This is a genomic window from Burkholderia sp. Tr-20355 (assembly GCF_017104685.1).
Taxonomy (GTDB): domain Bacteria; phylum Pseudomonadota; class Gammaproteobacteria; order Burkholderiales; family Burkholderiaceae; genus Burkholderia; species Burkholderia seminalis.
On the sequence record NZ_JAAGPK010000016.1, the window covers coordinates 12,929 to 25,988 of the forward strand.

A 13,060-nucleotide genomic window follows, 5' to 3' on the forward strand; every position below is an offset into this window, starting at 1 on the left:
ATCAACGTTGACAACAAATGCGAGCGAGCCGATCGTTGCGTCACCGAAACGATTCGAGACGAACATGCGTGCCGATCAAATTTCCCGTGTTGCGACGACGGCCGGCGAGGGGCCGATATCGCATCATCTGCAGGCGCTCTGGGCCGCGCTGGGCGGCGCGCCGCACCTTATCGAGCGTTGCCGCTTCAGCGGGTCGGGCGAACTGCCGTCCGCGTTTCGCGTGACCGACCTGGCCAGTGCGGCGATTGGCGCGGCAGGTGCGGCCGTTGCCGAACTGGTGTGCGAATCGACCGGCACATCGCCGGCCGTTCACGTCGACCGGCGCATGGCGTCGCTGTGGTTCGGCACGTCGCTGCGCCCGTCGGGATGGACGCTGCCGCCTCAGTGGGATCCGGTGGCCGGCAACTATCGGGCGCGCGATCGCTGGATCCGTCTGCACACCAACGCACCGCATCACCGGCAAGCCGCGTTGACGGTGCTCGGCTGCGCGGCGGATGCACAGGCAGTTGCCCGGGCGGTCGGCCGCTGGGACGCCGAGGCGCTCGAAGACGCGATCGTCGGGCGCGGCGGTTGCGCGGCGGTGATGTACTCGCGGGAGGAATGGGCCGCGCATCCGCAAGGCAAGGCCGTTGCTGCCGAACCGTTGCTGCACGTTCACGCCACGCAGGCGGTAGCGTCGCGCGACTGGCAGCCGGCGCGAGACCGGCCGTTGCGCGGCATTCGCGTGCTCGACCTGACGCGCATTCTCGCCGGTCCCGTCGCGACGCGATTTCTGGCAGGGCTCGGCGCCGACGTGCTGCGCATCGATCCGTATGGCTGGGAAGAGCCGGGCACGGTGCCCGACGTCGTTCTGGGCAAGCGCTGCGCCCGGCTTGACCTGAAGCAGCCCGCGGATCTCGCTACGCTCAAGCGGCTGCTGCGCGGCGCGGATATCGTCGTCCACGGCTACCGCTCCGACGCGCTCGCGCGTCTTGGTCTCGATGCCGCGCGACGGCGCGAGCTCAATCCCGCGCTCGTCGACGTATCGCTCGATGCATACGGCTGGAGTGGCGCCTGGCGTTGCCGGCGCGGCTTCGACAGCCTTATCCAGATGAGCACGGGAATCGCCGACGCTGGCATGCGCGCGGCGGGAAGCGACGCGCCGGTGAATCTGCCCGTCCAGGCGATCGACCATGCGACGGGTTACCTGATGGCGGCGTCGGCCGTACGCGGCCTGACGGCGCGACTGAAGGACGGTGCGGGCACCGAGGTTCGCGCTTCGCTGGCGCGTACGTCGGCCGTGTTGCAGCTGCGTTCCGAGCCGATGAGCGACGTGGTCGCGTTGGTTCCCGAGACGGAGCACGATCGCGCGAATCACGTCGAAGCGACGTCGTGGGGCCCCGCAACAAGGCTGCTCCCGCCGTTGCGGATCGAGGGGGTGCCGCTCGCGTGGTTCCATCCGGCACGCGCGTTGGGCGCGTATGAACCGCGGTGGCTGGATTCGAACGTCGGCCTTTGACGAGCGGAGAAGGGGGCGGACGGTATCTGATCAACCCTTCGGATTCCTTTGCAGGCTGCCGGTGCGCGGAGGACAATACCGCTGACGCACGCATCGGAGGTTGCGCACCATGGCCACATTCCAGCCCGGCGGATGGCATACCGTCACGCCACGGATCGTCGTACCGGATCCGGAAAACCTGATCGCATTCGTCCGGACGGTGTTCGACGCCCGCGGCGAATACCGTGCCGGCTTGCCGGCCGACATCCGCATCGGCGATTCGGTCGTGATGATCAGCGGCGGCGACGGTCTGCGCGATCCGATGCCGGCGTTCCTGTACGTGTACGTCGAGGATACCGACGCGATCCATCGGCGAGCGGTCGCGGCGCACGCGATTTCGCTGGAAGCGCCCGCCGACATGCCGTACGGCGACCGGCGCGCGATGGTGAAGGATCCGTGGGGAAACCTCTGGCAGATCGCCACGCATCGGCGCGACCTGTCGGCCGACGTGATCCGCGCAACGCTCGCCGGCGGGGAATAGCCGCAATTTTTGCTGCCTAGTCTGTCGCAATCGTCAAGATTCATGTCGCGTCCAGGTAAAACCTTCCCGTTCCCCACGCCGTTATCCGGTTCGTAGCCCCGCGCCGCGTGCTCACGAGCCGTGACGCGGCGCTCGTCGTTCGTGATCCGGAATCCACATCCGCCGCGGCCCGCACCCGGCCCGCGCAAGGGAACGTCATGCGAAAACAACTCACCATCCGCGGTGGACTCGTCGCGACCATCGCCGGTTATACCGTGCTGCTCGTGCTGGTGGTCGGCGCCTGTATCGCGGCCCTTTATATGGGCAACGATTCGCTCGAGGCGATGTACCGCGACGACACCGCTTCGCTGCTGCACCTGAAGACCAGCTCCGAGCGGATGCTCGTGTTGCGCGAACGCATGAGCGACGTGGCGCAGATCATCAGCGCGGGTCAATCGGGCAAGGAGGGCACCGCGCAGCTTCACACGCTCCTCAAGCAGAGCAATGACGAACTGGAGGCGTACACGCGCCTGCATGCGCGCGACGCGAACGAGCAGGCATTGTTCGACGCGCTGCAGAGCCGCCGGCGCGCGCTGCTCGATCGGGTGTTCCTGAAAGCGCTGTCGCAGCTCGACGGCGACGACGCGTTCAACTTCCTCGACACGCAGCGCACCGCGCCGCCGGCGCTGTTCGCCGCCTACCAGGATGCGATCGACGCGCTCGAATCGTTCCAGGTCGCGCGCCAGAAGGCCCGCTACGAGGCGGCCGGCGTGCGTTTCCACCGGATCGTGTGGGGGATGGCGGCGGTCGCCGGGCTGGCCCTCGTCGTCGGCTTTTTCGCGCAACGCCTGCTCGCGAAGGCGATCATCGAACCGATCCATCTCGCGGTCGGCCAGTTCGAGAAAATTTCGAAAGGCGACCTGACGGGCACCGTCGTCGTCGCGGGCGAAAACGAAATGGCCTACCTGCTGAATGCGCTGAAGCGGATGCAGGACGGTCTGGTCGACACCGTGAACCAGGTGCGCGCGAGCACCGAGACGATCGTCGGCGACGTCCGCACGATCGCGAGCGGCAACGTCGACCTGTCCGCGCGCACCGAGCAACAGGCCGTGTCGCTGCAGCAGGCGGCCGCGAGCGTCGAACAACTGACGGCGGCCGTGCGCCAGAATGCGGACAACGCGCGCGATGCGCGGACTTACGTCGAAGGGGCGGCCGGCATCGCGTCGCGCGGCGGCGAGGCGATGCAGCGCGTCGTCGAGACGATGTCCGCGATTTCGACCAGCTCCGCGCGGATTTCCGGCATCGTCGGCACGATCGAAAGCATCGCGTTCCAGACCAACATCCTCGCGTTGAACGCGGCGGTCGAAGCCGCGCGCGCGGGCGAGCAGGGGCGCGGGTTCGCGGTCGTCGCGACGGAGGTGCGCGGGCTCGCGCAGCGCTGCGCGTCGGCGGCCAAGGAAATTCGCGACCTGATCGGCAGTGCCGCGCGGCGGGTCGAAGACGGCAGCGGCCTCGTCACGCTGGCCGGCTCGGCGATGAGCGAGCTCGTCGCCGCGGTCGAGCGTGTCAACGCGATCATGGGGGAGACCAGCAATGCGTTCGAAGAGCAGTCGGCGGGGATCGAGCAGGTGAACGCCGCGGTCATCCAGATGGAGCAGACGATGCAGCGCAATGCGGCGCTGGTCGAGGAGGCCGCCGCCGCGGCGCTGTCGCTCGATGAACAGGGTTCGCGGCTGAGCGCGGCGGTCGCGCAATTCCGTCTGCGCGACGAGGCCGTCGCGTGAGGCGGGATCGTGTGGCGGTATCGCCGTGAGCGCCACACTGCGCGTTGCCGGGTAATGCATGACGGAAGCGGTACGCATGCCGGCCGTTGCCGATGGAGGCAGTTGTTTGCCTGATGCGCGGGCAGCGAGGCAACAGGATTCGACGTCGGGTCGTGAACGTGCCGAGCATGGGGGATAATCGGCGTCCCCTCTTCGACCCTCCGCGCCCGTGACGACTTCTGCGTTCGCCCCCTTTCAGGATCTGGCTCATACCTTGCTCGCTCAGTGGCCCGACGCTCATGGCGACGGCGCCCACGACACGTCGCATCTGCAGCGCGTGTGGAAGAATGCCGCCGCGATTCATGCCGAGGAGGGCGGCGACGCCGAAGTGCTGTGTGCGGCAACGCTGTTGCACGACTGCGTCGCGGTCGAGAAAGATTCCCCGTTGCGCGCACAGGCGTCGCGGCTGTCGGCGGAAAAGGCGCGGCGGGTGCTGAAGTCGCTTGGCTGGCCGGATGCGAAGATCGACGCCGTCGCGCACGCGGTCGAAGCGCACAGTTACTCTGCCCGTATCGCGCCGAGGACACTGGAAGCCAAGGTGCTGCAGGATGCCGACCGGCTCGATGCGATCGGCATGGTGGGCGTCGCGCGCTGCTTTTATGTCGCGGGCCGGATGGGCAGCGCGTTGTATGACCCGGCCGATCCGCATGCCGCGAATCGGGCGCTCGACGACACGCGATTCGCGATCGACCACTTCCGCACGAAGCTGCTGAAGCTGGCAACCGGTTTCCAGACCGTCACCGGTACGCGCATGGCGAACGTTCGTCGCGAGCGGTTGCAACGCTTTCTCGACGCGTTCTCCGACGAGATCTGAGGGCGCCGCTTCAATCGCCGACGGATCGATACAGCGCGTTCAGCTGCGACAACTCGTCGAGGAACCGGTCCTTGAGCGCCTGCGGCCCGAGGATCTTCACGTGCGCGCCGAAGCCCAGCAACTTGCGCGCGCCGTGCTCGATCGATTCGATGGGCATCAGGAATGCGTTCCATCCCGGCGGTACGTCCGCGTTGCCGGCCTCATGCCCGGCCGGCGCGGCCTCGATCCGCGCATTGGCCAGCCAGGTTGCGCCGCGCGGCGATAGGGCGACATGGGCGGTGAGCCGGTGGAGATCGGCTTCGACCCGGTTCATCGCGTCACGCCAGTGCGCGGCCAGGTCGAATCGCGCGGGGCGCCTGAAACGGCGGCGCGTCGTGTTGAATTCGCGGATGTTCGCGAGCCGGAAAGTGAGCGCGGCGGGTTTGCCGACTACCCTCGCGATCAGATACCAGGCCCCGCCCTTGAGCACGAGGCCGAGCGGTTCGAGCGCGCGGCGGGACACGCCGCGCCAGCTCTGGTACGTCACGTCGATGCAATATGCACCCCACACCGCATCGGCGGCTTCACGCAGGAACGCGGGCGTTTCCTGCGCGCGGTACCAGTCCACGGTGTCGACGTGCAGCCGGCTCGCGACGCGATCGGCCTGCTCGCGCGAGGCCGGCGGCAGGCTGGCGATCATCTTCAGCCGCGCGGAAGCCGCCATGCCGTCGAGCCCTAGTTCACTCGCCGGCCCGGGCAAGCCCGCGAGGATCAGCGCGCGCGCTTCGTGTTCGGTGAGCCCCGTCAGATCGGTGCGCCAGCCGTCGCGCAACTGAAATCCGCCGTTGCGGCCGCGCTCGCCCCAGATCGGCACACCGGCCGTCGAGAGCTGGTCGATATCGCGCAGGATCGTGCGCTCGGACACTTCCAGCGCTTCGGCAAGCGCCGGCGCGGTCATTCGGCCGCGCGCTTGCAGCATCATCATGATCGACAACAGGCGGCTCGCTTTCATACGCGACACGTTACCTCAAATACCTGACATGGGATGTCATGTTTTCAAGCATATGCTTCGTCGCATCACTGAACCCGTTCCACTGTAGCGGAGACGAACCATGAAGATCATTTCAGGACCGCTGAGCATGTTCGGCGCCAAGGTCGAGATTGCGGCGCACGAGAAAGGCATCGATTTCGAGCGGGTGATGGTGCCGTTCAGTCAACAGCGCGGCTACGAACCGAAGCATCCGGACGTCTTGCGTATCAACCCGAAGCGCCAGGTGCCCGTGCTGATCGACGGCAATCTGGAGATCTTCGATTCCACGCAAATCTTCGAGTATCTCGAGGACCTGAAGCCGCAGCCCGCGTTGTGGCCCGCGCAACCGGCGGCGCGCGCCGGGGCGCGTCAACTCGAACACGGCAGCGATGAAGTCTATTTCCCGCACGTCGTCCGGCTGATGGGGCTCGAGCGCACGCCGGACGACCCGGCGGCGCAGGCCGCGCGTGCCGAGGCGGCGCAATACTATCGACGCATGGAGCGCGTGCTCGCGGATCGGGATTTTCTGGCCGGCGCCTACTCCTATGCCGACATCGCGTTCTACATGGCGCAATTGTTCGGCGCACGCAAGGGCGCGCCGATGACCGACGACACGCCAAACCTGCTCGCGTGGCGCGAACGGATGACGGCTCGCCCCGCCGTGCGCAAGGTGGCCGGTGCGATGGCGGCGTATCTTGCGTCGATCGGGGAAGCCGTTCCCGGGTTTCTGCGCGAACTTTGGTAGCGGCTTTCGCACGACGGCCGCATGATCGCCCGGCGCGGCGCCGAGCGCCGGAGCGCCGCACGAACGAAGTCTGACGTGTTCCTCTATTCCGTGCCTTGACCTTGAAGTCGACTTAAAGCTTAGAGTGCTTGCTGACGACAGTGAATCAGCAGCGTCGGGTGTCGACTGCCGCGGTCGATCATCGACGAGAGGCGACGAGCATGGACAGGCGATTGACGCAGGTCGGGCTCGGTGCGTCGACGGTCATGCGGCTCGACGTGGTCAAGGATGCGCAACGGGTCCTGAACCTACAGACGCCCCTGAAAACCTTCGATGCCCCCGGAATGCCACGCTGACGATAGGGATGCGCGACGCGCGCGCACGCACCGGAGGAGCCACTCATGCAGCAACCCGCCTACGATCTCGTCGTATTTGGCGCCACCAGTTTTGTCGGGCAGATCCTGTCCCGCTATCTGTCCGACTACCTGCCGGACGCCGGCGAGACGCTGCGCTGGGCGATCGCCGGCCGCTCGGAGGCGAAGCTCACGCAAGTCAGGGAGGCGCTCGGCGCGGCCGGGCAGTCGGTGCCGATCATCGTTGCGGACGCGGCCGACGAAGCGCAGCTTCGGGCGCTGTGCGCGCAAACGCGGGTGGTCGTGTCGACCGTCGGGCCGTACGCCCTTTACGGGGAACCGCTCGTCAGGGTCTGTGCGCAAACCGGCACCGACTACTGCGACCTCACCGGCGAGACGCAGTGGATCAGGCGGATGATCGACCGGTACGAGCCCGCGGCCCGGCAATCGGGCGCGCGCATCGTGCATTGCTGCGGCTTCGATTCGGTGCCGTCGGACATGGGCGTTTTCTTCCTGCAGCAACACGCGCGGCGGCAGTGGGGCATGCCGGCCGGGCAGGTGAAGATGCGCGTCCGCACGCTGAAGGGCGGCGCGTCGGGCGGCACCGTGGCGAGCGTGATCAACGTCGTGCGGGAAGCGGCGGCCGATCCCGCGTTGCGCCGCGAATTGCTCGATCCTTATTCGCTGTGCCCGAAAGGGCATGGCTTTACGGCGCGGCAGCATGCGGTTCGGTCCGCCGAATTCGATCGCGATTGCGATGCGTGGATCGCCCCGCTCGTGATGGCGGCGATCAACGAGCGCGTCGTGCATCGCTCCAATGCGCTGGCCGGCAATGCGTACGGCAGCCGCTTCACCTATGACGAAGCCGTGATGACGGGCGCGGGCCTCAGGGGCCGCCTGACCGCACTGACGATCGTCGCGGGACTCGGCGCGTTCATGGTGGGCGTCCTCGTCAAGCCGGTGCGCAGCCTGATGGAGCGCTTCCTGCTGCCGAAGCCCGGCGAGGGACCGAGCGTCGAGGCCCAGCAGGCCGGCCGCTACGACTTGCGTTTCTTCGGTCGGGCCGACGACGGGCGGATCTTGCGCGTGAAAGTCACCGGCGATCGCGATCCGGGTTACGGGTCGACCGGCAAGATGCTCGGGCAGGCGGCCCTCAGCCTCGCGCTGGATGGCAGCGCCGACGGTGTCAAGCGCGGGCGCGGCGGCGGCTTCTGGACGCCCGCGACGATGTTCGACGAGCGCTATATCGAGCGCCTGGTTCGCCATGCCGGGTTGCGCTTCGAGGTGATCTGAGCGTAATCCACCTGCGATTGAAGAAGCAGGGTAAAGATCGCGCCGCTCACGACGCCCGGTCGCGTTTGCCGGCGCTCGTGCGGGCGGTCGTCTCGTCCAGGATCGTCGCGGCGAATTCGGCGGCGGCCGGCATCCGGGCGTCATGCATCATCACGAATGCCATGTCCGGCAGTGCCGGCAAACCCTCGGCCACGCCCAGCTCGCGGAGCGTGTCGTCGATCGCGCTGCGCGGCACCGGGGCGATCGCGACACCCGCTCGCGCGAAGGCCCGGATGCCGGTCACGCTCGGGCTTTCGCACGCGATCCGGTAGTCCATGCCGGCCAGCGCGAGTGCCTTGATCGCGGCGCCGCGGTAAGGGCACGGATCGGGGAAACATGCGAGCGGCACGTCGCCTTCCGGAAGCGGCTCGTGGCGCGCAAACGCCCAGGCCAGCGGCTCCTGCCACAACGTCGCGCCCTGACCGGCATGCGAGCACCGGCTGCCGATCACGAGATCGAACTCGCCGTTTGCGTACCGTTGGAACAAGCTGTCGCCGATGTCGACCACCAGATCCATCCGCAGGCCGCGCCGCGCGGCGCCATGGCGTCGCATCAGGTCCGGCAGCCAGCCTTCCGCGACATCCTCCGACACGCCGATCCGCAACTTGATGTCGACGGCGTCGCCTTTTCCCAGTTTCGCCCGCGCTTCCTCGCTCAGATTGAGCATCGCGCGTGCATAGCCGAGCAGTGTCTCGCCATGCGCGGTGGGCGTGACGCTGCGCGTATTGCGGACGAACAGGGCGCGGCCGACCTGCTCCTCGAGCCGAACGATCTGCGCGCTGACCGCGGACTGGCTGAGGTTCAGCCGATGACCGGCACCGGTAAAGCTTCGTATGTCGGCGACCGCAACAAACGTATGAAGCAATGCCGTGTCGAGGGGAGGATTCATTGATCATCAATCCAGGTTAATTTGATCAATTAATATCGTTTCCGGATTATAAGCCGACCCGATACGCTGCGAGTCGCAGTGGGCGATCGCGCATCCCGCGCGTCGCCGTCACTCGTCGCAAGGATTGGCTCCATGACACGCGTGCTCTATATCGAAGGCTCCCCCAACAAGGCATATTCGGCGTCCATCGACGTATGCAACGCATTTCTCGATGCGTACCGGCATGCGCATCCCGATCATGACATCCAGAAACTCGATATCTGGGACGTGGCGTTGCCCGAATTCGATGCGGCCGCGCTGGCCGCGAAGTATGCCGGACTGAGCGGCACGGCGCTGACGCCGGAACAGGCGGCGGCGTGGCAGCAGATCGAACGGCTCGCGGCGCCGTTCCACGAAGCGGACAAGTTCCTGTTCGGCGTGCCGCTGTGGAATTTCAGCATTCCGTACAAGCTCAAGCACCTGATCGACGTGATCTCGCAGAAAGACGTGCTGTTCACGTTCGACGGCACGGGTTTCAGCGGCAAGCTGGCCGGCAAGAAGGCGGCGGTCGTGTATGCGCGCGGGCTCAGCTATGAGGCGCCGGGTTCGTTTACGCCGGCCGCCGCGTTCGACCTGCAGCGTCCGTACATGGAAACGTGGCTCAAGTTCGTGGGCGTGACCGACCTCACCGGGATTGTCGTGGAGCGCACGTTGTTTGGCCCGGACGGGAAGATCGATCGCAGTCGCGCGCTCGACGAAGCCCGGACGATCGCGCGCACGTTCTGACGTTGCCGCATGGTCGGCGGTCAGGTCAGCGCCCGCCGCGCGCGATGGCGAGCGCGGCGCCGAATCCCACGAGCAGGCAACCGAAGGTGCGGTCGATCCAGTGGCGCAAGGACAGCAGGCGATCGCGGACGGTCGTCGCCGAAAAGCAGACGGCCACCAGGCTGAACCAGCCGGCATGCGCGACCGCGATGAACGCGCCATAGCCGATCTGTACGATCAGCGGCGTGTCGGGCCGCACGGCCTGCATGAACAGGCTGACGATGAACACCGTGGTTTTGGGGTTCAGCGCGTTGGTCAGGAAACCAGTGCGTAATGCGGCGAGATCGGACAGCGGGGCCGCCGGCGTGTCGGGTTGCCTGGCGTGGGCCTTGGCCATGAGCATCTTGACGCCCAGGTAGACCAGGTAGATCGCGCCGATCAGCTTGATGGCGTTGAAGAGCCACAGCGATTGACGGATCAGCAGCCCGATGCCCAGCAGCGTGTAGCTCACGTGAACCGTGACGCCCAGCCCGATTCCGAGCGCGGTGAGCACGCCGGCGCGGCGCGACAGCATGAGGCTGTTGCGCGTGACCATCGCGAAGTCCGGGCCCGGGCTGATGACGGCCAGCAACGTGATGGTGACTACAACTATCAATTCGGTCATCGCTTTTCCTTTCGGTTGGAGTCTTGATGGCACAATCGTAGCCACCGTATTCCATCAGGAAAAACGATGATTTCTGACGACGATCGTGAGTTTGACTCACAATCGACCCGTGCGAACCTGCCGTCGCTGATGGCGCTGCGCTGTTTCGAGGCGGCGGCGCGTCACGAGAATTTCAGCCGTGCGGCGGACGAGCTGTGCGTGACCCACGGCGCGGTCAGCCGCGCGGTGCGTCTGCTCGAGGAGGATCTCGGCGTGGCGCTTTTTCTGCGGCGCAGTCGTCGCGTATTCCTGACCGATGCAGGACGCAAGCTGGCGCAGGCCGTTCACGACGGCCTCGGCCTGATGCGTCGTGCCACGCAGGAATTGCGTAGCGAGGCTGAGCGTGCCCGGCGGTGGGTACTGTCGTGCGAGCCGACGCTGCTGATGCGCTGGCTGATCCCGCGCTGGCCGGATTTCCAGGCGCGACAGGCGGATGTCGATATCCACCTGGTTGCCGCGGGCGGGCCGTTTTCGTTCGACAGCGGGATCGACATGGCGATTCGCCGCAACGATTTCACGTGGCCGGCGGGGTATCACGCGGAGCCGTTGTTCGCCGAGCAGGTGGGACCGGTTTGTCGACCGGACAAAGCCGGTGCGTGGTTTGCCGCGCGCCGCGGCCAGCGTTCGTTGAAGCAGGAGGCGCCGCTCCTGCATACGCGGACCCGGCCGAATGCGTGGAAGGAGTGGGCGGTGGCGGCCGGTCTGCCGGCCGCGAGCAGGCGCGGGCAGACGTTCGATCATTTCTATTTCAGCCTGCAGGCGGCCGTTGCGGGGCTGGGGGTGGCGATCGGGCCGTGGCATCTCGTGCGCGACGACATCGAAAGCGGTGTGCTGGTCGCGCCGATGGGATTCGTCGAGGATGGCTCGCATTATTGCCTGCTGACGCCGGCGCCGGTGGTGGACGGGAGCGTACCGGGGGCGTTGTTGAGGTGGTTGCGGGCGGTAGTGTGATGGGGGGAGTTGGGGAGCGGAAATGGGCCGTGCGTGGCGAACTCGATCGGGGGTGTCGATCCATTCCGGCCCTGACGGCAGGGTCCGAGGTCAAACGGTCGTTCCGTCTCGTCCCGGAACGCCGGCTGCTCGGCGGGGCTCCAGCGTGCGCGGAAGTGCGACTTCATGCGGAGCAGCCCACCGCACGCGCCAGCCGTCGGGATCGGCCGACATCGATTCGGCTACGCGTATTTGTCGCCGACCGTACTGCGAATCGGATGGGTGTCGTAGACGATGATCATCCGTTCGATGCGCCCCGCGGTGTCGAACTCGAACACGTCGACGCACTCGAAGTGCGCCACCGAGCCGTCTTTCAGCGCCCAGTCGTAGATGAAGTAGCCTGTCGCACGTCGCGCCCCGCTCGTGCTGACGCAGATATCGATCGGTGTAATCTTGCTTGCTCCCGACGCGGCGGCAACCTTGGAAAAGAAGCGCTCTGGGTGCATCCAGCCGAGAAATGGCGAGAAAATCTGCGCGTCCGGCGTAAAGAGCGCGCAGATGGCATCGACATCGCCTCGCTCCAGTTCCCGAAGGTAAGCGCGAACCTGTTCCGTATATAGTGAGGCCGACGTTGAGTCCAAGATTATCCTCCGATCATTCGTTGACAACCCCGTTCATTCGCGTGAACGGGGCATCCGGTAGACGCACGATAGCGACGCACCGATGACTGGACAATCGAAAAATTTGCAAGCCGGGTATGCGGCGCATGCATACCCGCTGGCCGACCTGACGCGGCCCCTGCCGCCGTTGGCGGCGATTCAGTCGTTCGTCGCCGCGGCGCAGCTCGGCAGCGTCAGCAAGGCCGCGGATCACCTGTGCCGTACGCAAGGCGCGGTGAGCCGCCAGATACAGCAACTGGAAACGCATTATCGATGCGCACTCTTCGTGCGCCATGTATCGGGCCTCACGTTGACGGCGGAAGGAAGCGAGCTGCTGACGGTCGCGGTCAACGTGCTCACGCAACTGGTTCAGCACGCGGACGTGCATGCACGGGCGACCTCGGTGCTCACGTTGAAGTTGCCGTCCACGTTCGCCATTCGCTGGCTGCTCCCGCGGCTGCCGGACATTCATCGCGCGATGAGCGGTACGGAACTTCGTATTTCGACATCCGCGGACGATACGCCGGATTTCACGACGCCCGACGTCGATGCCGTCATTGTGCGCGGCACGGGGCAGTGGACCGGCATGGAAGCGGTACCGCTCTTTTCCGAGATGCTCACGCCGATGTGCGCGCCCGCATTGGCCGCATCGCTTCAATCCGTTGCCGACCTTGCGCAGGTCGATTTGCTTCATCCCGGGCCCAGCCACGCGGAGTGGCGATGCTGGCTCGATCATGTCGGGGCGCGCCAGATCGATGCGGGACGCGGACTGGTATTCGATACCCTCGAATTGACGCTCGCGGCATCGGTGGAAGGGCACGGCGTGGCCATCGGCGACCCGCGAATGGCACGAGACCGACTCCGTGCCGGATCGCTGGTGACGCCGTTTGCGGACGTGGTTCCGGACGGCCTGTCCTACTTCCTCGTCTATCCGCCTCAACGTGCGGCACAACCGAAAATTCGCGCCCTCGCCGACACCTTGCTGCGACTTGCGCGAGAAGACTGATTGACAGGCGAGCGTCCGATGCGGCGCGGTAACGGCTGGACTGCAGTGAACATTTCGCGGCGCCTTTCAACCCGCTT

General features: G+C 66.3%; 13 protein-coding genes and 1 pseudogene. 10 read left to right on the forward strand and 4 right to left on the reverse strand.

Annotated features, from left to right (window positions below):
* Positions 1-64: 64 nt before the first annotated feature.
* From G3N62_RS06515 to G3N62_RS06530, 4 genes are all read left to right on the forward strand, one after another.
* On the forward strand, positions 65-1,498 hold the full coding sequence (locus tag G3N62_RS06515) for a CoA transferase (RefSeq protein ID WP_124670038.1): 1,434 nt from the start codon (positions 65-67) through the stop codon (positions 1,496-1,498).
* Positions 1,499-1,607: 109 nt separating this feature from the next.
* Entirely contained in the window at positions 1,608-2,018 is a 411-nt protein-coding gene (locus tag G3N62_RS06520) for a VOC family protein (RefSeq protein WP_124670037.1), read from the forward strand.
* Between the two features lie 197 nt (positions 2,019-2,215).
* Positions 2,216-3,781 (forward strand): methyl-accepting chemotaxis protein, encoded by a 1,566-nt coding sequence (locus G3N62_RS06525; RefSeq protein WP_034191892.1) that lies wholly within the window; start codon positions 2,216-2,218, stop codon positions 3,779-3,781.
* 253 nt (positions 3,782-4,034) lie between these two features.
* Positions 4,035-4,634, forward strand: a complete 600-nt coding sequence (locus G3N62_RS06530) for an HD domain-containing protein (protein WP_241012959.1) — start codon at positions 4,035-4,037, stop codon at positions 4,632-4,634.
* Positions 4,635-4,644: 10 nt separating this feature from the next.
* Here G3N62_RS06530 and G3N62_RS06535 read toward each other — a convergent pair whose 3' ends face one another.
* Positions 4,645-5,625: a YafY family protein gene (locus G3N62_RS06535; protein WP_124670036.1), complete on the reverse strand. Its 981-nt coding sequence runs from the start codon at positions 5,623-5,625 to the stop codon at positions 4,645-4,647.
* A gap of 100 nt (positions 5,626-5,725) precedes the next feature.
* Between G3N62_RS06535 and G3N62_RS06540 the strand changes: the two genes are divergently transcribed.
* From G3N62_RS06540 to G3N62_RS06545, 3 genes and pseudogenes are all read left to right on the forward strand, one after another.
* Positions 5,726-6,388: a glutathione S-transferase family protein gene (locus G3N62_RS06540; RefSeq protein ID WP_124670035.1), complete on the forward strand. Its 663-nt coding sequence runs from the start codon at positions 5,726-5,728 to the stop codon at positions 6,386-6,388.
* Between the two features lie 224 nt (positions 6,389-6,612).
* Positions 6,613-6,723, forward strand: a pseudogene (locus G3N62_RS35890) (acetoacetate decarboxylase); the annotation flags it as partial.
* Positions 6,724-6,768: 45 nt separating this feature from the next.
* A complete protein-coding gene (locus G3N62_RS06545; RefSeq protein WP_124670034.1) occupies positions 6,769-8,013 on the forward strand; it encodes a saccharopine dehydrogenase NADP-binding domain-containing protein in 1,245 nt (414 codons plus the stop codon).
* Positions 8,014-8,059: 46 nt separating this feature from the next.
* On the opposite strand, the gene G3N62_RS06550 is transcribed toward G3N62_RS06545, so the two are convergent.
* Positions 8,060-8,941 (reverse strand): LysR substrate-binding domain-containing protein, encoded by an 882-nt coding sequence (locus tag G3N62_RS06550; RefSeq protein ID WP_124670033.1) that lies wholly within the window; start codon positions 8,939-8,941, stop codon positions 8,060-8,062.
* Between the two features lie 132 nt (positions 8,942-9,073).
* Between G3N62_RS06550 and G3N62_RS06555 the strand changes: the two genes are divergently transcribed.
* Positions 9,074-9,706 carry an NAD(P)H-dependent oxidoreductase gene (locus G3N62_RS06555; RefSeq protein WP_034191886.1) on the forward strand — a complete coding sequence of 211 codons (633 nt, stop codon included), beginning with the start codon at positions 9,074-9,076 and terminating at the stop codon, positions 9,704-9,706.
* Between the two features lie 25 nt (positions 9,707-9,731).
* Here G3N62_RS06555 and G3N62_RS06560 read toward each other — a convergent pair whose 3' ends face one another.
* Positions 9,732-10,349, reverse strand: coding sequence for a LysE family transporter (locus G3N62_RS06560; protein WP_124670082.1), 618 nt, complete (start codon positions 10,347-10,349; stop codon positions 9,732-9,734).
* Positions 10,350-10,415: 66 nt separating this feature from the next.
* Here G3N62_RS06560 and G3N62_RS06565 point away from each other — a divergent pair, with 66 nt between their 5' ends.
* The gene (locus tag G3N62_RS06565) at positions 10,416-11,339 is read left to right on the forward strand and encodes a LysR family transcriptional regulator (protein ID WP_124670032.1); all 924 of its coding nucleotides are present in this window, start codon (positions 10,416-10,418) and stop codon (positions 11,337-11,339) included.
* 221 nt (positions 11,340-11,560) lie between these two features.
* Here G3N62_RS06565 and G3N62_RS06570 read toward each other — a convergent pair whose 3' ends face one another.
* On the reverse strand, positions 11,561-11,959 hold the full coding sequence (locus G3N62_RS06570) for a nuclear transport factor 2 family protein (RefSeq protein ID WP_176730025.1): 399 nt from the start codon (positions 11,957-11,959) through the stop codon (positions 11,561-11,563).
* Positions 11,960-12,041: 82 nt separating this feature from the next.
* Here G3N62_RS06570 and G3N62_RS06575 point away from each other — a divergent pair, with 82 nt between their 5' ends.
* Positions 12,042-12,983, forward strand: a complete 942-nt coding sequence (locus G3N62_RS06575; RefSeq protein ID WP_124670031.1) for a LysR substrate-binding domain-containing protein — start codon at positions 12,042-12,044, stop codon at positions 12,981-12,983.
* The last annotated feature ends 77 nt before the right edge of the window (positions 12,984-13,060 follow it).